At 75.5% G+C, this 23,034-nt stretch carries 11 protein-coding genes; 5 read left to right on the forward strand and 6 right to left on the reverse strand.

The window, feature by feature from the left end; all coding sequences use genetic code 11:
• Positions 1-98: 98 nt before the first annotated feature.
• Both RTG05_RS02735 and RTG05_RS02740 read right to left on the reverse strand, forming a co-directional pair.
• Complete coding sequence (locus tag RTG05_RS02735) at positions 99-10,160, reverse strand: malectin domain-containing carbohydrate-binding protein (RefSeq protein ID WP_315912258.1); 10,062 nt, start codon at positions 10,158-10,160, stop codon at positions 99-101.
• A gap of 42 nt (positions 10,161-10,202) precedes the next feature.
• Positions 10,203-11,015 (reverse strand): helix-turn-helix transcriptional regulator, encoded by an 813-nt coding sequence (locus tag RTG05_RS02740; protein ID WP_166527364.1) that lies wholly within the window; start codon positions 11,013-11,015, stop codon positions 10,203-10,205.
• 189 nt (positions 11,016-11,204) lie between these two features.
• On the opposite strand from RTG05_RS02740, the gene cobN reads away from it, so the two are divergent.
• Positions 11,205-14,840: a cobaltochelatase subunit CobN gene (gene cobN, locus RTG05_RS02745; protein ID WP_208104758.1), complete on the forward strand. Its 3,636-nt coding sequence runs from the start codon at positions 11,205-11,207 to the stop codon at positions 14,838-14,840.
• Positions 14,841-14,845: 5 nt separating this feature from the next.
• Positions 14,846-15,097, forward strand: a complete 252-nt coding sequence (locus RTG05_RS02750) for a hypothetical protein (protein ID WP_315912259.1) — start codon at positions 14,846-14,848, stop codon at positions 15,095-15,097.
• On the opposite strand, the gene RTG05_RS02755 is transcribed toward RTG05_RS02750, so the two are convergent.
• The 3 genes from RTG05_RS02755 to RTG05_RS02765 all read right to left on the reverse strand — a co-directional run bounded on the left by RTG05_RS02755 (position 15,094) and on the right by RTG05_RS02765 (position 17,090).
• Complete coding sequence (locus RTG05_RS02755) at positions 15,094-15,831, reverse strand: adenosylcobinamide-GDP ribazoletransferase (protein WP_166527365.1); 738 nt, start codon at positions 15,829-15,831, stop codon at positions 15,094-15,096. The genes RTG05_RS02750 and RTG05_RS02755 overlap by 4 nt on opposite strands.
• An 82-nt stretch (positions 15,832-15,913) precedes the next feature.
• The gene (gene cobU / locus RTG05_RS02760) at positions 15,914-16,435 is read right to left on the reverse strand and encodes a bifunctional adenosylcobinamide kinase/adenosylcobinamide-phosphate guanylyltransferase (protein ID WP_166527366.1); all 522 of its coding nucleotides are present in this window, start codon (positions 16,433-16,435) and stop codon (positions 15,914-15,916) included.
• 103 nt (positions 16,436-16,538) lie between these two features.
• On the reverse strand, positions 16,539-17,090 hold the full coding sequence (locus RTG05_RS02765) for a histidine phosphatase family protein (RefSeq protein ID WP_166527367.1): 552 nt from the start codon (positions 17,088-17,090) through the stop codon (positions 16,539-16,541).
• A gap of 76 nt (positions 17,091-17,166) precedes the next feature.
• On the opposite strand from RTG05_RS02765, the gene RTG05_RS02770 reads away from it, so the two are divergent.
• Both RTG05_RS02770 and RTG05_RS02775 read left to right on the forward strand, forming a co-directional pair.
• Entirely contained in the window at positions 17,167-17,955 is a 789-nt protein-coding gene (locus tag RTG05_RS02770) for a Fic family protein (protein WP_166527368.1), read from the forward strand.
• A gap of 20 nt (positions 17,956-17,975) precedes the next feature.
• Positions 17,976-18,953 carry an aldo/keto reductase gene (locus tag RTG05_RS02775; RefSeq protein ID WP_166527369.1) on the forward strand — a complete coding sequence of 326 codons (978 nt, stop codon included), beginning with the start codon at positions 17,976-17,978 and terminating at the stop codon, positions 18,951-18,953.
• Positions 18,954-19,020: 67 nt separating this feature from the next.
• Here RTG05_RS02775 and RTG05_RS02780 read toward each other — a convergent pair whose 3' ends face one another.
• Entirely contained in the window at positions 19,021-21,051 is a 2,031-nt protein-coding gene (locus RTG05_RS02780) for a calcineurin-like phosphoesterase C-terminal domain-containing protein (protein ID WP_208104759.1), read from the reverse strand.
• 295 nt (positions 21,052-21,346) lie between these two features.
• Here RTG05_RS02780 and RTG05_RS02785 point away from each other — a divergent pair, with 295 nt between their 5' ends.
• Entirely contained in the window at positions 21,347-23,029 is a 1,683-nt protein-coding gene (locus RTG05_RS02785) for a hypothetical protein (RefSeq protein WP_315912260.1), read from the forward strand.
• The last annotated feature ends 5 nt before the right edge of the window (positions 23,030-23,034 follow it).

Consider the following 23,034-nt stretch of genomic DNA (forward strand, 5'->3'; position numbering starts at 1 on the left):
ACGCCGCCGGAGCACGGGGTGCTCCGGCGGCGTCGGCCTGTCCTCTGCGGCGGGTCCCCGCGCCGCCGACCGGGGTCCGGCGGCGGCGCGGGATGTGGTCAGCCGGCGGGCAGGATCTCGATGGCCGAGACCTTGGCGTTCTCCACCCCGCGCAGGAAGTCGACGGTGACCTTGCCGTCGGTGACCGTCGTGGTGAACGACCGGCTGATCGCCTTGTTGTTGCCGCCGGCGGCCTTCCAGATGTCGAAGTCGGTCAGCTTGCGCTGGCCCTCGACGTCGACGGAGAAGACCCGGGTGCCGGCACGGAACTTGTTCAGCTCGGCGAAGTGCAGCCGCACGGTGTACTGGCCGTTGGTGACCGGCACGTCGAAGCGGAACGCCCGCCCACCGACCGGCACCCGCCGGTCGGTGAAGCCGCCGGTCCACTCGGACTGGAACACCGTGTTGTTCATCCCGGCCGGGATGCCGGTGTTGGTGTCCTTCTCCGAGTAGGCGAACCCGCCGGAGACCCAGCCGTTGCACGCCGAGACCGAGGCGCACCCGGTCCACGTGGTGGACCCGACCTTCTGGGTCGGACCGCCGGCGTTGATCCGCACCGTCGACCCGCCCGGCGTGGGCTCCGGCGGGGGCTGGACCTGGCCGGCGGGCAGGATCTCGATGGCCGAGACCTTGGCGTTCTCCACCCCGCGCAGGAAGTCGACGGTGACCTTGCCGTCGGTGACCGTCGTGGTGAACGACCGGCTGATCGCCTTGTTGTTGCCGCCGGCGGCCTTCCAGATGTCGAAGTCGGTCAGCTTGCGCTGGCCCTCGACGTCGACGGAGAAGACCCGGGTGCCGGCACGGAACTTGTTCAGTTCGGCGAAGTGCAGCCGCACGGTGTACTGGCCGTTGGTGACCGGCACGTCGAAGCGGAACGCCCGCCCACCGACCGGCACCCGCCGGTCGGTGAAGCCGCCGGTCCACTCGGACTGGAACACCGTGTTGTTCATCCCGGCCGGGATGCCGGTGTTGGTGTCCTTCTCCGAGTAGGCGAACCCGCCGGAGACCCAGCCGTTGCAGGCCGACACCGAGGCGCACCCGGTCCACGTGGTGGACCCGACCTTCTGGGTCGGACCGCCGGCGTTGATCCGCACCGTCGACCCACCAGGCGTCGGCGGGAGAGCCGGCCGGGTGGCGCTGGCGGTGGCCGGCGCCGAGACGGTGCCGTTGGTGCCCAGCGCGGTGACCCGGTAGTGGGCGGTGGCGCCGGCGGCCACGGTCGTGTCGGTGTAGGCCGACGCGGTCAGCGCCGCGGTGGTCAGCGCCGTCCACGGGCCGGTGGCCGCGGGTGCGCGTTCCACCCGGTAGCCGGCCAGCCCCTGGGCGGGGCCGTCCGCCCAGTCCAGCGCGATGCCGGTGGTCGAGCCGGTGGCGACCAGCCCGGTGACCGCGGCCGGCGGGACCGGTGCCGGCCGCGTGGCGCTGGCGGTGGTCGGCGCCGAGACGGTGCCGTTGGTGCCCAGCGCGGTGACCCGGTAGGAGGCGGTCGCGCCGGCGGCCACGGTGGTGTCGGTGTAGGCCGACGCGGTCAGCGGTGCTGGGGTGAGCACCGTCCACGGTCCGGTGGCCGCGGGTGCGCGTTCCACCCGGTAGCCGGCCAGCCCGTCGGCGGGGCTGTCCGCCCAGTCCAGCGCGATGCCGCCGGTGGTGCCGGTGGCGACGAGCCCGGTGACCGCGGCCGGCGGCGCCGGTGCGGGCCGGGTGGCGCCCACCACCGACGGCGCGGAGGCGTTGTCCGACGTGTCGACGGCGACCACCCGGTAGGAGACCGCGCTGCCGACCGGTGCTCCTGCGTCGACCAGGGCCGAGACCAGCAGCGGGTCGCCGGCGCTCCCGGCGAGCACCGTCCACGGGCCCTCGGCCGAGGGCGCGCGCTCGACGGTGTAGCCGAGCAGGTCGGTCGCCGGCGAGTCCGCCCAGTTCAGCGTCACCGCCGCCTCGGTCACCGTAGCGGCCAGGTCGGTCACCGCCGGCGGCGGCGTGGTGTCGACCGGCGCGGCCGTGGCCGTGACGTCGATGTACTGAATCTTGGTGTTGCTGCCGTCGCCGGCGGTCACGGTCAGCCGGCCGTCGCTGACGGTCACCTGGCCGCTGGCCGTCGTCCACCGGGTGGACGCGCCGGAGGCGCCGGTCGGGGTGAAGCCGTCGATCAGCCGGACCCCCTCCACGGCGATCGTGTGCCGGTCGGGGCTCTGCACCAGCAGCGGGTCACCCGCGGCCACGGTCACCGCGTAGGTCCCGGCGGGGACGGCGATCTCCCACGCACCCTCCTCCGGCGTCCCGTTGAACGGCACCGGCGTGGCCAGGTTGGCCTGCACGTGCACGAGGGAGTCCAGGCGGACGTCGTCCACCAGCCCCCGGTCGCGCCCGTTGCCCGGCGTGGAGCCGCCGACGGAGAGGTCCAGCGGGGTGGCCGTGCCCGGGCGCACCCAGCCGTAGACCTGGCCGCTGCCCTGGCCCCGCGAGGAGCGGGGGCCGTAGGCCTGCCCGAAGTCGGCCAGGTAGCCGTCGACCAGTGGCGTGGCCGGGCTGCCGAAGTCCACCTTGACGGCGAATGACTCCGGCGGCAGCGGGGTGGCCGTCGCCGGGTCGGACGCCGGCGAGGTGCCGCCGCCGACCGACGCGCCGTAGACCGCCCGGACCGCGTAGGAGTACGCGGTGCCGTTGGCCACCGAGCGGTCCACGAAGGACGGCGCGGACAGCCCGGTCACCGTCGCCAGCGGCGTCCCGGTCGTGGGCACCGGCAGCGAGGTGGAGCGGAACACCTGGTAGGCGGTGACGCCGTCCTCACCGTTGGGTGCCCAGCTGAGCGACACCTGCCGGTCGCCGGCGACCGCGGTGAGCCCCTGCGGGGCGCTGCCGGCCTCCGGGCGCACGTTCTCGACCAGGTACATGTTGTCCTGGAAGTCGTAGTTGATCCCGGAGAAGTCCATCCCGAAGACGTAGGTGTTCGGGACGACGGCGCCGGTGGCGTCCCGCACCGGGAAGAACCGGACGTGGTGGCCGCAGACCGCCGCGGTGCACCCGTTCGTCTTGTCCAGCGCACCGTTGTTCTTCGCCGGGTCGGACCACTCCGGACCGATCTTGATGCCGAACGACTGGTCGAGGGCGGGGGAGTACGTGCCCTGGGCCAGCGTCGTGTTGCCGGTGCCGGCCGGCAGCAGGGACTGGCCCCACAGCCCGCCGTGCTGCACCCGCGCGGTCGTGCTGTTCGAGCCCTTCACGTGGGTGGACAGGGTGTCCCCGCCGCCGGTGCTGCAGCAGCCGTGCAGCGCGGCGATCTGCGTGAACCGCACCGGCGCGCCGGCGTCGGCCCGCCGCCAGTACGGCGAGAGCACCTCGTCGCCGACGGCCTCGTAGCCGCCCACGCCCTCGTTGAGCTCGTCCGCGGGCGCCGACGTCGTCCAGCCGAAGGTGTCCAGCACCTGCTGGAAGTCCGGCTCGTCGCCGTTCTCCGACTGCCGCTGGTACATGCCGGCCAGCGCCACCGTGGCGGTGCTGCCGGTGCCGGCGGTGCTGGTCACGGTGAGGGTGCCCTCCACCAGCTCGTTGCGCCGGTTGTCGGTGCGGTCGTGGTTGAAGGTGACCGTCGCCTCGACCGAGGCGCCGGGGGCCAGCGTCAGCGGCAGCGGCGTCCCGGCCGGCAGGGCGGCGGTGAAGCCGGCCGTGGTCGACACCCCGGTCACCTGCATCGGCTCGGTGCCGGTGTTGGCGATGCGCACCTGGGCCCGGTCGTGCACCCGCTGGGTGGTGGCGAACTCGCCGTCCAGCCCGCCCAGCCGGGACAGCACGACCCGGTCGGCCGAGGGGATCGGCGTCCGCTGGGCGGCGGGCACGCCGGTGGCGGCGTTGGTGACGCCGTCCAGGTTGCTGACCGACAGCACCGCCGCGTTGGCCGGCGCCGGCGCGGGCCGCACGTTGGTGACCAGCAGGACGACGTCCTGGTAGTCCGCGCCCGAGGTGTGCTCCTCCATGCCGACCACGTAGGTGTCCGGCTGGCCGGGCACCGGGTAGGCCCGCACGTGGTGGGCGTTGGCGGCGTCCCAGGTGTTGAGCCGGTCCTGGGTGCTGACCGCGTAGTCCTGGCCGTGCTGGCCGTAGAAGAACGGCCAGGAGCTGTACAGGCCGAACACGTCGGTGCCGGGGTCGAACGACGTCGTCCCGGTCGGCGTGATCCGCACGTCCTGGGCCTGGTCGCCGCGGACGGTGAACAGCTCGCGGCGGTCGGGGTCGCTCGCCGAGGTCCCGGCCGAGCCGTCCACGTGCCAGCCCACCCGCACGGCGGGGCTCACCGAGGTGGGCCCGAACACCGCCAGCGGGGTGACCGTGACGGGGGCGTCGACGGCGGCGACCATCCGCTGCAGGTCGACCTCGGCGCCGTAGCGCGCCGCGGTGCCCAGCGGGTTGGTGGCCGGGTCGGGGTCGCCGACGTCGACCGGGTAGCCGAGGACGTCGAGGACCCGCTGCAGCGACGGCTCGTTGGCCCCGCCCAGCCCGGCGGTGCCCAGGCCGCGCAGCGGCACCGACAGCACCGGGGTGTCCGGGTCGTCCGAGGACACCTGCAGGGTCGCCTGGACCACGCCGACCGCGGAGGCGGCGAAGGTCAGCGGCAGCCGCACCGACGCCCCCGGGGCGAGGACCGCAGGCAGGTCGACGCCGGCGGCGGAGAACCGCGCGGCGCCCGCGCCGGCCAGCGACAGGCCCCCGGCCGGGATGGTCAGGGGCGCGTTGCCGGTGTTGCGGATGGTGACCGGCAGGGGAGCCGCCGCGCCGCCGACCACGTCGTCGGCCGCCTCGAGGGTCGCCGAGGCGATGTTCGGCGCTGCGCCGCCCTGCGGGCGCAGCAGCGTGATCCGCGAGTTGGACGGGTCGTTCTGCGACATCGAGGCCACGTACAGGTTGCCGTTGCCGGTGCCCGCACCGGTGTCGCCGCGGGTGTCCTCGGTGATGTCCAGCGGCCCGGTGTAGCCGGTCAGGCCGGGCAGGCCGATGGCCCGCGGACCGGTGATGTTCGTGGTCGCCGGGTCCGGCGAGACGACGACCAGGTCACCGGTCTGGCTGAACCGGGTGTAGACGAGCTTGCCGCGCAGCGCGCCGCCGAAGGCGGTCGAGCGGTACTCGACGGCACCGTTGGCGCTGGCGTGCATGCCGGCGTCGAAGGTGCCCGCCAGGTCGTAGCGCGGGTCGGGCCGGGTGCCCACCGGGTAGCCGGTGTACTCGAAGGGGTCCGCGCCGGCGGTCGGGTTGGCGCCGTTGAAGACGAACTCGCACCGCGTCGGGTTCGGGTGCCCGTAGTACGCACCCTCCTTGAGCGTGAACAGGTGGTCGGTCTCGTCGGGCAGCTGCACCTTCAGCGGCACCTCGGGGCCGGTGTAGGGCCCGCCGACGACGCAGTGCTCGACCTGCGGGTAGTAGGCGTCGCGCTCCCGGCTGTTGGTCGAGGAGCGGGTGTCCCGCCAGGTGCTGCCCGGCACGTTGCCGTTGGCGGCCGACCCGTTGGTGGGCGCGTACAGCGCGCCGTTGGTGTGCGACACCAGGTCGAAGGTGTTGCGGTTGCCGGTGGCGTACACGCGCAGCGGCGCGCCCGGGGCGTACGGGTCGTAGGAGCCGCCGCCCTCGACGGTCTTGGCGTCGAGCACCTGGTCGGCACCGAGCTTCGTCACGTCGAGCTCGAGCACCGCGGCCGACAGGAGCTTCTCCGAGCGCCGGCCCCAGTTGGAGTCCGGGGCGCCGGTGGAGGTGTTGGCGCCGACCGGGAAGTACAGCTTGCCGTCGTGCCAGACCGGGGAGTTGGTCATGTGGTCGCCCTTGGACCGCGGCAGGTTCTCCACGACGCGGCGGAACACCGACTGAGCCGGGTCCGCGGGCACCGTCAGGTAGCCGATGCCGGAGGTCTCCCGGGCCGGCACGTCCCACTCGGGCACGTTGCGCTCGCCGAGGAAGGTGATGTTGTCCGAGACCCAGAGCACCTGCTCCTCGCCCGGGGCCGCACCCGGCCGCGGTCCGAAAGCCAGGCCGATGACGGTGCGCATGTCGCCGCTGCGCCCGTTGCCCATGCCGTCGCCGGCGTGGAAGTCGCGGATCGAGGTGATGTCCTCCCGCGCGCCCAGCGTGCCGTCGGCACCGACCGTCCAGCGGGCGATGTCGCCGAACACCGAGGAGGCGTACAGCTTGCCGTCGGGGCCGAAGGCCACCGAGATCCAGGCGCCGCCCTCGGTGCCCGGCAGGGCCTGCTTGGTGAACGCGACGTCGGCCAGCGAGCCGGTGCCGCCCCCGCCCGGGGTGGTGCTGGCGGCGCCGGTGGTGAACACCGAGCTCCACGGCTGGGCGCGGGTGCCGGCGTCGTCGGTGACGCCGTCGACGGTGAACCGGTAGGAGGTGTTCGGCTGCAGCCCGGTGCTGCTGGTCGGCGCCACCGACACGACGTCGCCGCCGGCCGAGGTGAACCGGGTGACCGGGACGTCGGCGCCGTCGGGAAGCCGCTCCAGGCGCACCGTCTCCGCGGTCAGCGAGTCCCCGCTGATGCCGCCGGCCGGGCCGGCGATGCTCGCCACCGCGCCGCCCAGGGTGGGCACGCCGGTGGCCCCGTTGACCGGGGTGGCGTTGAGCACCCGCGGGGTGGTGTCCGCGTCGAAGTCCGGCGCGGTCCGCACGGTCACGTGGTTGATCTTCGTGTTGGTGCCGCCGGTGGGCGTGAGGGTCAGCCGGCCGTCGTCGACGGCGACCGTGCGGGTGGCGGTGGCGTGCCGGGTGCCCGCCGTCGGCACGAACAGCGCGACGGCGTTCTGGTCCTCGACGTTGAGCCAGTGCTCGCTGTCGACCGCGGTGCCGGGGTCGCCGACGGAGACGGTGACCTCGTAGACGCCCTCGGGGACGGCGACCTCCCACGCGCCGGGGGCCTTGACGCCGCCGGTCACGGTCGAGGGCAGCTGCATGTGCAGCAGCGAGCCCAGCCGCGGGTCCGCGGGGGTGACGGCGTTCGGCCCGGTGGTGCGGTCGCGGCCGTTGCCGACCATCGACTGCGGGGTGCCGGTGCCCGGGGTGACCCACCCGAAGGTGAGCCCGCTGCCCTGGAACGCGCCGGTGCGGGCCGAGTACGCCTCGCCGAAGTCGCGGAGGTGGCCCGCCGGGGGCACCTTGGCCGCGTCGGAGAAGACCACGCGGACGTCGACCGGCCCGGCCGGCGGGTCGGTCGGGTCCGTCGGGCCGCCACCGGTCCCGGCGGCGGCGATGCCGAAGTCGGCGAACCGGGCGACCACGGGAGCGGCGGTCTCGAAGCGCTTGCTGGCGAACACGCCGGCCCAGGTGCCGGCGCCCTCGACGGGGGTGTACCTGGTGAGGGCGGCGGGCCGCTGGGTGTCGTCGAGCAGCCAGGTGGGCACCGTCAGGGTCGCGGGCAGGGCGGTCAGCGGGCCGTCGCCGGCCGCGTAGGAGCCGGTGAGCACGCCGGTGGCCGGGTCGACGGCCAGCTGCAGCCGGACCGGGCCGGTGGCCGGGATGGCGAGGTCGGTCGAGTTGACCTCGTCGGTCGCGCTGGCGTACGTCTTCCCGATCTCGCGCAGCAGCTGCACCTTGATGCGGCCGGCGCCGTTGTTGACCACGACGAGCTTCGCGTAGTCGTCCTGGCCCAGGCCGAGCCACAGCCCGGCCTGCTCGGAGTTGGGGCTGCCGTCGGTGTACGGGTCGACCACGGTGGTCTGCAGGGTGAACGGGGCGGTCGGGGTGAGGCCGACGCCCAGGGTGTTCACCTGCTTGTTGACCGCGCCCGTGGTGCTGCCGCTGAAGGCGATGCCGGGGCCGGCGGTGATGCGCAGCTCGCCGTCGGCGACCTGCAGCGCGGCGGGGTCGTAGGCGGGGTCGGCGTCGGAGGGCTGGACCATGGTGAACCCGGTGCCGGGGCCGGCACCGCCGGCGCCGGTGCCCAGGCCGCCCTCGGTGCCGTCGAAGGTCAGTGCGGCGGGCAGCTCGACCGGCAGGTCGGCGCACGGCAGGGGGCTCCACGGGGCGCACGGCCCGGCCGGCGGGTCGGTCGGGTCGGTGGGGCCGCCGCCGGTCGCGGAGGCGGCGATGCCGAAGTCGGCGAAGCGGGCGACCACCGGGGTGCCCTCGGGCGCGTTGCGCTTGCTGGCGAACACGCCGGCCCAGGTGCCGGCGCCCTCGACGGGGGTGTACCTGGTGAGGGCGGCGGGCCGCTGGGTGTCGTCGAGCAGCCAGGTGGGCACCGTCAGGGTCGCGGGCAGGGCGGTCAGCGGGCCGTCGCCGGCCGCGTAGGAGCCGGTGAGCACGCCGGTGGCCGGGTCGACGGCAAGCTGCAGCCGGACCGGGCCGGTGGCCGGGATGGCGACGTCGGTCGAGTTCACCTCGTCGGTCGCGCTGGCGTACGTCTTCCCGATCTCGCGCAGCAGCTGCACCTTGATGCGGCCGGCGCCGTTGTTGACCACGACGAGCTTCGCGTAGTCGTCCTGGCCCAGGCCGAGCCACAGCCCGGCCTGCTCGGAGTTGGGGCTGCCGTCGGTGTACGGGTCGACCACGGTGGTCTGCAGGGTGAACGGGGCGGTCGGGGTGAGGCCGACGCCCAGGGTGTTCACCTGCTTGTTGACCGCGCCCGTGGTGCTGCCGCTGAAGGCGATGCCGGGGCCGGCGGTGATGCGCAGCTCGCCGTCGGCGACCTGCAGCGCGGCGGGGTCGTAGGCGGGGTCGGCGTCGGAGGGCTGGACCATCGTGAAGCCGGTGCCGGCGCCGGTGCCCCCCGCGCCGCTGCCCAGGCCGCCCTCCGTGCCGTCGAAGGTCAGTGCGGCGGGCAGCTCGACCGGCAGGTCGGCGCACGGCAGCGTGCTCCACGGGGCGCACGCCGCGGCCGGCTCCTCGGGGTCCACCGGGGTGGCGGCGACGGTGACGGTCACGGCCGCGCCGGCGTCACTGGCGTTCCCGGCCGCGTCCAGCGCGACGACGCTGTAGCGGTAGGTGCTGGCGGCGGTGACGGCGCTGTCGGTGTGGCTCCCGGTGGTGGTCGTGGCGATCTGGGTGGCGTCGCCGTCGCCCTCGGCGCGCAGCACCCGGTAGCCGGCGGCGTCGGCCGGGCCGTTCCAGGTCAGCTCCACCGACGCGGTGCCGGCGACGGCCTGCAGGCCGGTTGGGGCCGCCGGCGGGGTGGTGTCACCGGCGCGCAGCGAGAAGTCCTCGAAGGAGTAGGCCACGACCTTGCCGGCGGTGGCGTCGCCGCGGCGGGTGGCGAAGACGCCGGCGGCGGCCTCGACCGCGGCGGTGGTGGCCGGGTCGTCCAGGACGGCGCCGGTTTCCACCGGCAGCGACGTCGCAGCGCCGGCGGTGACCGCGGTCCAGGCGCCGTCGCCCACCCGGTACTGGCCGGCGACCCGGCCCGCGGCGGCGTCGACGGTCAGCCGCAGGCCGACCCGGGCGCCGGTGGGCAACGCGCCCAGCGGCAGCTCGATCTGGTCCACCCCGGCGGTGGTGGTCACCGAGCCGTCGACCTCGACCTGCAGCTGCACCGCGGCGTTGCGGACGTTGGCGCCCGCACCGTCGACGAGCACCAGCTTGACCAGGTCGTCCTGGCCGCGGCCCAGCCACAGCCCGGCCTGCTTGCTGCCGTTGGCGGCGTCGACCAGCGGGTCGACCAGGGTGGTCTCGAGCACCACGGTCTCGTCGTCGCCCGCGACGGGGACGCCGAGGGCGTTGTCGAGCAGGTTGTAGCCGCCGGTGCCGCCGGTGGCCACGCTGCGGAACTGGATGCCCGGCGTGGTGGTCAGGGTGAGCCGGCCGTCGGCGACCGAGCGCAGCGCCGGCTGGTCGGGGCCGGCCGCCGGGGGCGCCTCACCGGCCGGCCGCGGGCCGTGCGGCTGGACGACGGTGAACCCGAGCGGGGTCCCGGCGGCGTCGGCGAGCGGCTGCAGGCCGGCGACGGCCGCGGTGTCGGCGCCGTCGAAGGTGAAGGCGTGGCGCAGCGCCGGCTCGACCGAGGTCGCGGCCAGCGCGGGGGTGACGACCACCAGCCCGGTGACCAGCGCCGCGCCGAGGGCCGCGGCGAGGGCCCGGCGGGTGCGGGCCGCGGCGCGGCGGCGCAGCACCGCGGCAGAGGGCAGGTGCGGGGTCGTACGGGACACGCAGTACCTCCGGGAGACCGACGGCACGCGTGTGCCGCGGGCTCACCGTCCGGGGCTGCGGACGCCGGCGAAACCACCCGTCGGGACGCGCGGCGTGGGGATCTCCCCACGCGCGGACGGGTCGGCCGGGGCCGGTCGGGACACCGGGCGGACGCCGTGGGGTGCCGCCGGTCCGGGAGCGCCGGCGCCCGCGAAGACCCGCAGCGCGTCGGCCCGGTCCTCGGCGCGCAGCCGCACCACCGCGGTGCGCAGGTAGCCGCGCACGGTCGCCTCGCTCACGTGCATCCGGGCGGCGACCTCACGGGTCCGGCAACCCAGGGAGAGCAGCTCGAGGACCTGCCACTCTCGCTCGGTCAGCTGCACCGTCCGCCCGTCGTCGCGCCGGACGCCGCGCCGGGGACGCAGCCGCAGCTCGTCGAGCAGCGCCCCCACCGCCGCCCGCGGGAGCACCGCCTCCCCGCGCAGCAGGCCGGACAGGCTGGCGCGCATGGCCTCGGCCGGCAGGTCCAGCGGCAGGCAGCCGTCGGCGCCGGCGCGCACCACGGGCAGCAGGAAACCGTCGTCGACCGGTCCGTGGGTGAGCACGAGGTGGCGGGACTCGGGCTGCTCGCGCACCGACCGGGCCAGCAGCGCCAGCGCCTGGGCGGTCTCGTCGGCGACGACGGCCACGACCCGTGCCTCGACCCGTGACCCGCCGCGGGGTCCGCTCGGCACCAGGCCGTGGCCGGTGAGCAGGTCCCGTACCCGGTGCACGCAGGCCGCGGAGTCGGCCAGGACGGCGAAGGTGCCCGGCGACGGGTCGCCACCGTCCCCGGCGGCGACACCCCCCGCCCGGCCCAGCTGCGCGACGCACATCCCGACTCCCGTGCCGACCCCCGCGTGGGGGACGCCGATCGGTGACGCCCCGCCGGAGTGTCCGTCACCGGCACGGTGCGCAGCCGCGACCGGGCGGCTTTTCACCACTTGGCGTGACACCGCGGCACGTCCTCCCGGCGCGCGCGGACCGTGGGCCGGGAGCCCGGCGGCGGGTAGCGTCGGCGTCCGATGAGCCACCAGCGCGTGTTCACCTTGCTGTCCACCAGCGACACCGACCTGCTCTCCGCCCGCGCCAGCGGCGCCGGCTGGCGGTTGGGCAACCCCTATCGCGCCGGCGACCTGGCCGAGTTCGCCGCCGGGACCGACCTGGTCGTGGTCCGCATCCTGGGGTCCCGCCGGAAGTACGAGGACATGGTCGCGCCCCTGCTGGGCCTGGGCGTCCCGGTGGTGGTGCTGGGTGGTGAGCAGCTGCCCGACGCCGAGCTGATGGAGCTGTCCACCGTCCCGATGGGCGTGGCCACCGAGGCGCACGCCTACCTGGCGCAGGGCGGCCCGGACAACACCGCCCAGCTGCACCGCTTCCTGGCCGACACGGTGCTGCTGGACGGCGAGGGCTTCGAGGCCCCGGCCGTCGCACCGGACTGGGGCCTGCTGGACCGCCCGACCAGCGCGACGGGACCGCGGGTCGCCGTCTTGTACTACCGGGCGCACCACCTGGCCGGGAACACGGCGTTCGTGCACGTGCTGTGCGAGGCGATCGAGGCCGCCGGCGGGGTGCCGGTGCCGGTCTACACCGCGTCGCTGCGCTCGGTGGCCCCGGAGATGCTCGACGTGCTGCGCACGGTCGACGCCATGGTCGTCACCGTGCTGGCGGCCGGCGGCTCGAAGCCGGCCACCGCCTCCGCCGGTGGGGACGACGGCGCCTGGGACGTCGGCGAGCTGGCCCGCCTGGACGTCCCGGTGATCCAGGGGCTGGTGCTCGGCACCCCCCGGGAGACCTGGGCGGCCAACGACGACGGGCTCTCCCCGCTCGACGTGGGCAACCAGGTCGCGATCCCCGAGTTCGACGGCCGGATCATCAGCGTGCCGTTCTCCTTCAAGGAGGTCGACGACGAGGGCCTGACCTCCTACGTGCCCGACCCGGAGCGGGCCGCCCGGGTGGCCGGCACCGCCGTCGCGCACGCCCGGCTGCGGCACACCGCCCCTGCCGACCGCAAGATCGTGGTGATGCTGTCGGCGTACCCGACGAAGCACTCGCGGATCGGCAACGCGGTCGGCCTGGACACCCCCGCCTCGGTGGTCCGGCTGCTGGCCGCGATGGCCGGGCAGGGCTACGACACCGGCCCGTTCGACGGCGAGGGCTCGCTGCCCGGCGTCGCGGACCTGGACGGCGACCGGCTGGTGCACGCGTTGATCGAGGCCGGCGGCCAGGACCCGGACTGGCTGACCGCCGAGCAGCTGTCCGGCAACCCGGTGCGGATCCCCGCCGCGGAGTACCGCCGGTTCTTCGACACCCTCCCCGCCGAGCTGACCGACCGGATGGTGGAGCACTGGGGCCCGCCGCCCGGCCAGCTGTTCGTGGACCCGACCGACGACTGCATCGTGTTCGCCGCGCTGCGCGCCGGCAACGTCGTGGTGATGGTCCAGCCGCCGCGCGGCTTCGGGGAGAACCCGATCGCGATCTACCACGACCCGGACCTGCCGCCGTCGCACCACTACCTGGCCGCCTACCACTGGCTGCGCAGCGCACCTGGCGACGGAGGCTTCGGCGCGCACGCGGTCGTGCACGTGGGCAAGCACGGGAACCTGGAGTGGATGCCCGGCAAGACCGTCGGGCTCTCGGCGTCCTGCGCCCCGGACGCCGCGCTGGGCGACCTGCCGATGGTCTACCCGTTCCTGGTGAACGACCCGGGCGAGGGGTCGCAGGCCAAGCGCCGGGCCCACGCGGTGCTGGTCGACCACATGGTGCCGCCGATGGCCCGCGCGGACACCTACGGCGACATCGCCCGGCTGGAGCAGCTCCTCGACGAGCACGCCAACATCGCCGCGATGGACCCGCCCAAGCTACCCGCCGTCCGGCAGCAGATCTGGACGCTGATCCAGGCTGCCAAGCTCGACCACGACCTGGGCCTGGACGACCGGCCGCACGACGCCGAGTTCGACGAGATGATCCTGCACGTCGACGGCTGGCTGTGCGCGATCAAGGACAGCCAGATCCGCGACGGACTGCACGTGTTCGGCTCGCCGCCGGAGGGCGACGCCCGGGTCGGGCTGGTGCTGGCGATCCTGCGGGCCCGGCAGATCTGGGGCGGCTCGGTCGCGATGCCGGGTCTGCGCGAAGCGCTCGGCCTGGTGGAGGACGGTTCGGCCGGGTTGCACGAGACCGACGAGGTCGAGGCCCGGGCGCTGGCCCTGGTCACCGCGATGGAGGCGGCCGGCTGGACCGCCGACGCCGTCGAGCCCACCGTCGCCGAGGTGCTGGGCGGGCCGCACGCGGACGTCGCCCGGGTGCTGCACTTCGCCGTCGCGGAGGTCGTGCCGCGGCTGGCCCGGACCACCGACGAGATCGACATGGCCCTGCACGCCCTCGACGGCGGGTACGTGCCGGCCGGGCCGTCGGGCTCGCCGCTGCGCGGGCTGGTCAACGTGCTGCCGACCGGGCGCAACTTCTACTCCGTCGACCCGCGCGCGGTGCCCTCCCGGCTGGCCTGGGAGACCGGGCAGGGGCTGGCCGAGTCGCTGGTCGAGCGGTACGTCGCCGAGACCGGTTCGTTCCCGGCGTCGGTGGGTCTGTCGGTGTGGGGCACCTCCGCGATGCGCACCTCCGGCGACGACGTCGCCCAGGTGCTCGCGCTGCTCGGTGTCCGGCCGGTCTGGGACGAGGCGTCCCGCCGGGTGACGACACTGGAGCCGATCCCGCTGGCGGAGCTCGGCCGGCCGAGGATCGACGTCACGGTGCGCATCTCGGGGTTCTTCCGGGACGCCTTCCCGCACGTGGTGACCATGCTGGACGACGCCGTCACCCTGGCCGCGGGACTGGACGAGGAGCCGGAGCAGAACTTCGTCCGCGCCCACGTGGACGCCGACGTCGCCGGGCACGGGGACCGCAGGCGCGCCACCACCCGGGTGTTCGGCTCCAAGCCCGGTGCCTACGGGGCCGGGCTGCTGTCACTGATCGACAGCCGGGACTGGCGCACCGACGCCGACCTGGCCGAGGTCTACGCGGTGTGGGGCGGCTACGCCTACGGCCGCGACCTGGACGGCGTCGCGGCCCGGGCGGACATGGAGACCTCCTACCGGCGGATCGCGGTGGCGGCGAAGAACATCGACACCCGCGAGCACGACATCGCCGACTCCGACGACTACTTCCAGTACCACGGCGGCATGGTCGCCACGGTCCGCGCGCTGACCGGCTCGTCGCCGCGGGCCTACATCGGCGACTCCACCCGCCCCGAGCACGTGCGCACCCGCTCGCTGGTCGAGGAGACCTCGCGGGTGTTCCGGGCGCGGGTGGTCAACCCCAAGTGGCTGGCCGCGATGCGCCGGCACGGCTACAAGGGCGCGTTCGAGATGGCCGCGACGGTGGACTACCTGTTCGGGTACGACGCCACGACCGGCGTCGTCGCCGACTGGATGTACGAGAAGCTGGCCCAGACCTACGTGCTGGACCCGGAGAACCGGGCGTTCCTGGAGCAGGCCAACCCGTGGGCGCTGCACGGCATCGCCGAGCGGCTGCTGGAGGCCGTCGACCGGAGGATGTGGGCCGAGCCGGACCCGGCGCTGCTGGCCGAGCTGCAGCAGGCCTACCTGGACACCGAGGGCGACCTCGAGGGCGGGGAGACACCGGCGTCCTCGCGGTCCTGATCTCCGTGCATCTCCCCGCCGCGGTGGGGTACGTCACCGTCATGAGCATCCTCGGACGACTGATGGGCACGGCAGAGAACACTGCGCGCACGGCGGCCCGCGGCGGGCGGGGCCGCGGGATGGCACCCCGCGGCGGCATGTCCACCGGCCGCGGCTACGGCCGCGCCACCTCCGGCCGGATGGGCCGCGGACGGCCGGCGACCCCCGCCGCCTCCGGCCTCGGAGGGCTGATCGGCGGGCTGCTGCGCCGTCGCTAGCGGATGACGGCGGCGGCCACCAGCAGGGTGACCGTCGCCGCCGTCTCGCCCAGGGCACCCATGACGTCGCCGGTGACCCCGCCCAGGCGGGTGCGGGCCCGGCGCATGAGCAACTCGGCCGCGCCCAGACCCGCCGCGGCACCGGCCACCAGGGCGGGGTGGGCGACGGTGAGCAGCGCGGCGGAGACGAACACCCAGCCGGCCAGCCAGCGGGTGGACACCGTGCCGGCCACCGACCGGCCCAGTGCCGACCCCTCGGCCACCGGGACGCCGGACAGCCCGGTCCGCGCCATGGCCACCCGAGCCACCAGCGGCGCCGCCCACACCGCCGTCCAGCCCCGGTCGGTCTCCAGCAGTGCCGCGGCGGCGGCGACCTGCAGGAGCACGGTCAGCAGCAGCGTGACCACGCCGAACGGGCCGACGTCGCCCTGCCGCATCACCTGCAGCGCCCGGTCGCGCCCGCGCAGCGGGCCGAGCCCGTCGGCGGTGTCGGCCAGGCCGTCCAGGTGCAGGCCGCGGGTCAGGCCGGCCAGGAGCGCGACCGCCAGGACCGCCCCGGTCAGCGGCGAGACGAGCTGCGCCCCAGCCGCGGCGACGCCGGCCGCGAGCGCCCCGAGCACCAGTCCGACCAGCGGCGCCCACGGCAGCACGCCGCGGGTGGACGCCGCCGCCCCCGCCGGGACGCGCAGGACGGTGAGCAGCGCGGCGGACTCCAGCGGGCCGGTCCACCTCATCGCCAGGCCCTCTGGTGAGCCTCCGCACTCGCTCCGCTCCTCGCTCGCTGGCGCTCGCTGCGATGCTCACCCACGCGTCGGCTCACCGGAGCCGCAGGGGCAGCCCGGCCACCACGAACCACACCTCGTCGGCGCCGGACGCCAGCCGCTGGTTGACCGACCCGAGGGTGTCGCGGAACAGCCGCCCGGAGCGGGTCTCCGGGACCACGCCCAGCCCCACCTCGTCCGACACCGCCACCACGTGCGCGGGCGTCGTCGTCCACGCCTCGACGAGGTCGTCGCACCGGCGGGCCAGCCGGTCGCGGGCCCCGGGCTCGTCGGTCCAGACGCCGGCCTGGTCCATCAGCGCGGCCACCCAGGTGGTGACGCTGTCGACCAGCAGGGTGCCGGGGCGCAGCAGGTCGCCGGGCGCGGTCGTCTCCACCGTCGCCCAGCCCGCGGGACGGCGGGCCCGGTGGGCGGCCACCCGCTGCGCCCACTCGGCGTCCTCCGGGATCGGGGCAGAGGTGGCCAGGTAGGTGACCTCGCCGGCGCCGGCCACCAGTGCCTCCGCGTGCGCGGACTTGCCCGACCGCGACCCGCCGAGCACCAGCACCCTGCTCATGGCTCGTCTCCGGACTCGTTCCGCTCCTCGGTCGCCGTCCCCCGCAAGCGGGAGGTGCCCCCAGCACGCGGCGATGCTCGCTCGCCCGTCACCTTCGCGGCACTCACAGGACCAGCTCGAGCGCCGTCACCGTGCCGTTGTGCGGGGTCACCACCGGCATGGCGTCCGGCCCGAGCCCGGCCGCGACCGCCTGCGCGGCGCGGATCGTGTCGCCGTGGGTGACCAGGGCGACCACGTCGGCCGGGGGCTCGGCGGACAGCTGCTCCAGGTAGGCGGCCACCCGGGAGTGCAGCTCGGCCAGGCTCTCACCACCCTGGGCGGCCCAGTGCGGGTCGGTCCAGTCGACGACGTCCCACAGCTCCCGGGACGGCCGGCCCTCCAGCACGCCGTAGCCCTGCTCGCGCAGGGCCGGTGTCGTGGTGACCGGCAGGCCGGTGGCCCGCGCGCAGTGCTCGGCGGTCTGCACCGCGCGGCGCAGGTCGCTGGAGACCAGCGCGCCGGGCCGCAGGGCGGCCAGCTCCCGTGCGACGTCGGCGGCCTGCGCGTGGCCGAGGTCGGTCAGCGGCACGTGCGCCGTCTGGCCCTGCATGAGGCCCGCGGCGTTCCACTCGCTCTGCCCGTGGCGCACGAGCAGCAGGGTCAGGGGCCGGGGCATGGTGCCAGGCAGCCTAACCAGCGCACCGGACGGCGTGTCGCCGGTCGCCGGGAGGCCGCCTCGTACCGTCGGGAGCGTGACGATCCCCGCACGTCCCGGCGCCGGCCGGCCGGTGTCCCGCCCGGTCGCGGACGACCCGCTGGCCCCGCTGCTGGACCTGCCCGGCGTGCGGGACGCGGCGGAGGGCGCCCGCGCCGGCATCGACCGGCTGCTGCGGCACCGGCTGATGCGCAACCGCTCGGCGGAGGTCAGCACCGAGTCCGCGTTGCGCGGCGCGCGGGCGTCGGCCGCTCTCGAGGGGGTCGACGTCCCGCTGGCGGAGCTGCGGGCCGGTCGGGTCGAGGACCCCGTCGTGCAGGGCGCCCTGCGGACGTCGGCCGCGCTCGGCTCCATGCAGGACACCTGGTCGCGGGCGCCGGGGCAGGTCCTGGCCCGGCTGCACGTGCTGGCCGCGGCCGACCTGACCGACCGCGCCGCCCTCGGCCGGCCCGGGGCCCACGCCGGCCCCCGCCTGGGTGCGCTGTTCCCGCTCGTCACCGGGGACACCACCGTGCCCGCCGTCGTCCTGGCCGCGCTGGTGCACGGCGAGCTGGCCGCCGTGGCGCCCTTCGGCACCGCGGACGGCGTCGTCGCCCGCGCGGCGGCGAGGCTCACCGGCATCACCCGCGGGCTGGACCCCAAGGCCGTGTCGGTGCCCGAGGTCGGCTTCGCCGAGCTCGGCCGGGAGGAGTACGCCCGCGCGCTGGCCGGCTACCGCTCCGGGCAGCCCGACGGCGTGGCCGGCTGGCTGGTGCACTGCGCCCTCGCCACCGAGCACGGGGCGCTGGAGGGCCTGGCCGTCGCCGAGGCGCTGCTCCGGGGCTGAGCCGCGGGCACACTGGGGGCGTGCGGTTCCTCGACGTCGACGGGCTCGGCCCGGTCAGCCGGATCGGCCTGGGCACCTGGCAGTTCGGGTCGCGCGAGTGGGGTTACGGCGACGCCTACGCCGCGCGCGAGGCGGCGGCGATCGTCCGGCAGGCGCGGGAGCTGGGGATCACCCTGTTCGACACCGCCGAGGTCTACGGCAACGGTCGCAGCGAGCGGATCCTCGGCGCGGCGCTGGGCGACGAGCGCGCCGACGTCGTCGTGGCCAGCAAGGTCTTCCCGGTCGCTCCGTTCCCGGTGGTGGTCTCCAGCCGGCTGGCCGGCAGCGCCCGCCGCCTCGGCCTGGACCGCGTGCCGCTCTACCAGGTGCACTGGCCCAACCCGCTGGTGCCCGACTCGGTGACCATGCCCGGCCTGCGGCAGTCGCTCGACGCGGGCCGCATCGGTGCCGTGGGCGTCTCCAACTACTCCCTGGCCCGGTGGCAGGCGGCCGACGAGGCCCTCGGCCGGCCCGTGGTGAGCAACCAGGTGCAGTTCTCCCTGGCGGCGCCGTCGGCCCTCGACGACCTCGTGCCCTTCGCCGAGCGGGAGGGCCGGATGGTGATGGCCTACAGCCCGCTGGCCCAGGGGCTGCTCGGCGGGCGCTACGGCGTCGACCACCGGCCCGGCGGCGTCCGCGCGCTCAACCCGCTGTTCGGCACGGAGAACCTGCGCCGGGCCCAGCCACTGCTCGACGTCCTGCGCGAGGTCGCCGAGGCCCACGCCGTCACCCCAGCCCAGATCGCGCTGGCCTGGCTGGTGTCCCTGCCCCGGGTGGTGGCCATCCCCGGGGCCTCCAGCGTGGCGCAGGTCGAGGCCAACGCCGCCGCCGCGGACGTCGACCTGCGCCCGGACGAGCAGGCGGCGCTCACCGCGGCCGCCCGGACCTTCCGGCCGGTGTCCGCGGTGCGCACGCTGGTGGAGCGGGTGCAGGAACGGGTCGGCGCGGGGCGCGGCTGAGACCCGCCGGGGTGTGGACGGCGACGCCCCCGGCCGGGCGGGTGCCCGGCCGGGGACGCCGTCTGGGTCAGTCCTCCGCGGGGAACAGCTCGGTGCGGAAGAACGGCTGGGGACGCTCGTCGACCACCTCGAAGTTCAGCGTCTCCACGAACTCCCGGCCGGCCGGGTCGACCACCCTGACCGTCGCGGTGTGCCCGCCGGTCCCCAGGCCCGCCGGCAGTGGGAGCTGCCACAGGTGGCTGGACTGGTCGGCCCACAGCCCGGAGTCCAGCGGCTGGGTCGGGCCGGGGCCGAAGTCGTCGCCGCGGAAGGCCTCCCAGCCCTGGGCGCGCTCGTTGCCCGAGGTGCTCTCCAGGGAGTTGCGCGTAACCTGCATCTGCCACATCAGGGCGTAGGGGTCGCCGAACTCCGCTCCCTCGAGGATGCCCTCGCCGTCGGCCTGCTGGGTGCGGGTGGCGGCGACCGGCGCGCGGTCGTCGACCTGCACGGTCACCTCGGTGGCCGTCTCCCCGTTCCAGACGTTGGCGGTCAGGTGGCTGCCGCCCGCCAGGTCCTGCCTGGTCAGCAGGTTGGGATCGCCGAGGTCGTTGAGGTTGACCGGCGGCACGGCGCGCGGGTCGGGCTCCTCCAGCTCCTCCTGCGCCTCGGACCAGGTGGCCAGCGTGTCGTACCACTCGCGGAAGAACGGCGAGTTGACCGACAGGGTCATCTGCTCCTCCTCCGAGCGCCCGGTCGCCCGGTAGGTCACCCGGTAGCTGTCCCCGGCGGTCTCGGTGCCGAGCTCGAGGTTCACGTAGCCCGCAGGGCCGCCCTCGCGCTGCAGCGTCTCGGGGATGATGCCGCTGTCGCTCCCGGCCGTGCTCAGGTTGCCGGTGTACCAGGACCCGGACGCGGCCCCGACGGTGAGGTGGCGGAACGGCACGGTGTCCACGCCGAGGTACTCCTGCCACCCGGCGTAGCTGTCCCCGGGGGTGAGGTTCTCCACGACCTGGGTGTGCCCGGAGACCGACACCGCCTCGCGGCCCTCGAGCAGCTCGTAGAGCCGCTGCACGTCGTCGGTCTGGTGCTTGACGAAGTCCTGGTCGAGGAAGGAGACCAGGGGGATGTGCGTGCCGATGACGACGAGCTTGTCCTTCGACACGTGCTCGAGGTCGTTGGCCAGCCAGGTCAGCTGCTCCTCGCCGATCACCCCGGTGTAGGTGGGGTGGTTGGCCGGGTCGGTGCAGAACTCGTGGTCGCCGTCGGTGTTGTCCTCGCTCGTGCACGGGTAGCGGACGTTGTCCAGGCCGACGAAGTGCGCGTTGCCGACGTCGTAGGAGTAGTACGCCGGGCCGATCTCCCGCTTGTAGGTGTCGAAGGAGTGCGCGTCGTCGGTGGCGTCGAAGTCGATGTCGTGGTTGCCGGGCACCGCGCGCACCGGCACGTCGGCCAGGCTCATGACCTCCTTGATCCGGGGGTAGAGGCCGAGGTCGTCCCCGGCGACGTCGCCCACGATGAAGGCGCCGCACTCGGCCAGGTCGTCGCGCCGCTCCAGGTCGTTGACGACGCCGTCGCGCAGGAAGCCGAGCTCCTGGTTGCTGTAGGTCTGGGTGTCGCCGATGACGGCGCAGTCGACCGGCTCCTCACCGGTCGAGCCGCCGGTCTGGACCATCGGGAAGTTGATCGCCTGGGGCAGGGGCCCGGTGGGCGGCAGCCCGTCGAAGCGCAGCGGCGGTGAGCCCTCCGGCAGGTGGTGGTAGGAGAACTGCGGGAAGTTCTGCTCGTCGAGGGGGACCTCCCAGCCGGCCGGCTTGGTGACGAACACGGTCATCCCGTCGTACACCGGCAGCGCGTAGGCGCCGTCCTCGTCGGTCACGACGACCTCACGCCCGTTGGAGACCGAGACGCCTGCGACGCCGTCCTCCCGCCGGTCCTGCCGGCTGTCGCGGTCGGCGTCCTCGAAGACGGTGCCCTCGATGGTGTCCGCGTCGCTGCCGGCCCCGCCCGCCGCGTCGCGCACGACCTCGACCTGCCCGACGTAGGAGCCGGTCGCCTCCGCGTCCGGACCCTCCTCCGCCGTGGCGCCGTTCATCGACCCGACCAGCAGCGTCGCACCCACCACCGTGAGGCTGCCGGCCTGCAGCGCACGCCTGCGCCGTCCGGGCCGTCGTTCTTGTCGTGGCAACACCATGGACCTCCAGGGAGAGGGGACAGCCCGGTGCCGGAGCCGGTCCCGGGCGCGGTCAGGCTTCCGCGCCGACGGGGACCGGCGGGTGTACGGCGGGCGAGCATCCGGCGTAGGCACGCGCACGCCCGGGGGCCGGTGTCGCCGGTGCGGGATGGACGGCTGCCGGTAACCGGTTGTTGGCGGCGCGGTCGACCGCCCGACGGCCCCCTCAGGCTGGGATGGGCCGATGTGGCGACGGTCGTCCCCTGCGCGGGTCACCCACCGGCTGGGCGGGGTGCTCGCCCTGGCCCTCCTGCTCGGACCGGTCCTCGCCGTGCCGCCCGCCTCGGCGCACCCGCTGGGCGACTTCACGGTGAACACCCACGTCGGCATCCGGGTAGAGCCGGCGGCGGTGGCGTTGGACGTCGTCGTGGACGTCGCGGAGGTGCCGACCCTGCGGGCCTTCCCCGACGCGGCGTCGGGGACCCCGGGCGAGGACGTGCCCGAGGCCGACCGGCGGGCCTACCAGGACCGGCTGTGCCCCGCGCTGCGCGGTGCCGTGGAGGCCCGGCTGGACGGGGCCGCGGTGCCGATGGCCTCCGTCGGCTCCTCGCTGGAGTTCCTCCCCGGCAACGGCGGCCTGGCCACCGCCCGGCTGGAGTGCGGCCTGCGCAGCACCGGGGACCTGGACACGGTGGGCCGGGAGCTGGTGGTGACCGACCGGATGGCGGTGCAGCCCATCGGCTGGCGTGAGGTCACCGCCGTCGGCGACGGGGTGCGGCTGGCGGCCAGCGACGTCCCGGAGCGCAGCCCCACCGACGTGCTGCGCGCCTACCCGGAGGAGGAGCTCGACCAGCCGCTGGACCAGCGCGGGGCCACGCTGCGGGTCGTGGCCGGCAGCGGCGTGGTCACCGGGGCGGGAACCGGTGTCGACGACCCCGCGGCCGGCCCGCCCCAGGGACTGGACCCCCTGACGGCGGCCTTCACCGACCTGCTCTCCGCCACCCGGCTGGGCATCGGCTCCGGCGTGGTCGCCGTCGCCCTCGCCGTCCTGCTCGGGTCGCTGCACGCCTTCGCGCCCGGTCACGGCAAGACGCTGATGGGGGCCTACCTGGTGGGCCGGGAGGGCTCGTGGCGCCAGGCGGCGGTGATCGGGGTCTCGGTCACGCTGACGCACACCGCCGGCGTGCTGGTGCTCGGCGTGCTGCTCTCGGTCGCCGTGCTGACGGCTCCCCAGGCGGTGTACCCGTGGCTGAGCCTGGCCAGCGGCCTGCTGCTGGTCGGGATCGGCCTGGGGTTGCTGCGCGCGGCCTGGCAGCGGCGACACGGCCACGACCACCCGCACCCGCACGGGCACGGCCACCCGCACGGGCACGGCCACCCGCACGGGCACGGCCACCCGCACGGGCACGGCCACCCGCACGGGCACGGCCACCCGCACGGGCACGGCCACCCGCACGGGCACGGCCACCCGCACGGGGGCCCGGGCGCGCACGCCCACCGCGGCGGGGTCGCCGCCGCCGTCCGCGGCGCCACGCGGACGGCGCAGGCCGCACCGGGCGGGCCGGCCGCCGTCCCCGCCCCGCGCGGGGGGAACGGCGGGCTGCTGGCCATGGGCTTCGCCGGGGGTCTGGTGCCCAGCCCGTCGGCGCTGGTCGTCCTCCTGGGCGGCATCGCGCTGGGCCGGGCGTGGTTCGGCGTGCTGCTCGTCGTGGCCTACGGGGTCGGGATGGCGCTGGCCCTGGTCGGCACCGGGCTGGCGCTGGTGCGGGCCCGCGACTGGGTCGAGCGCTGGTCCACGGTGCGCAGCCGCGCCGGCCGGCGCACTGGTGGCGCGCTGGCCGCCGCCCGCGCGCTGCCGCTGCTCACCGCCGGGCTGGTCGTGGTGATCGGTGCCGGTCTCACCGCCCAGGCCCTCCTGCGACTGTGAGGGAC

The sequence above is a fragment of the Geodermatophilus sp. DSM 44513 genome (assembly GCF_032460525.1).
In the GTDB taxonomy this organism is placed as follows: Bacteria; Actinomycetota; Actinomycetes; order Mycobacteriales; family Geodermatophilaceae; genus Geodermatophilus.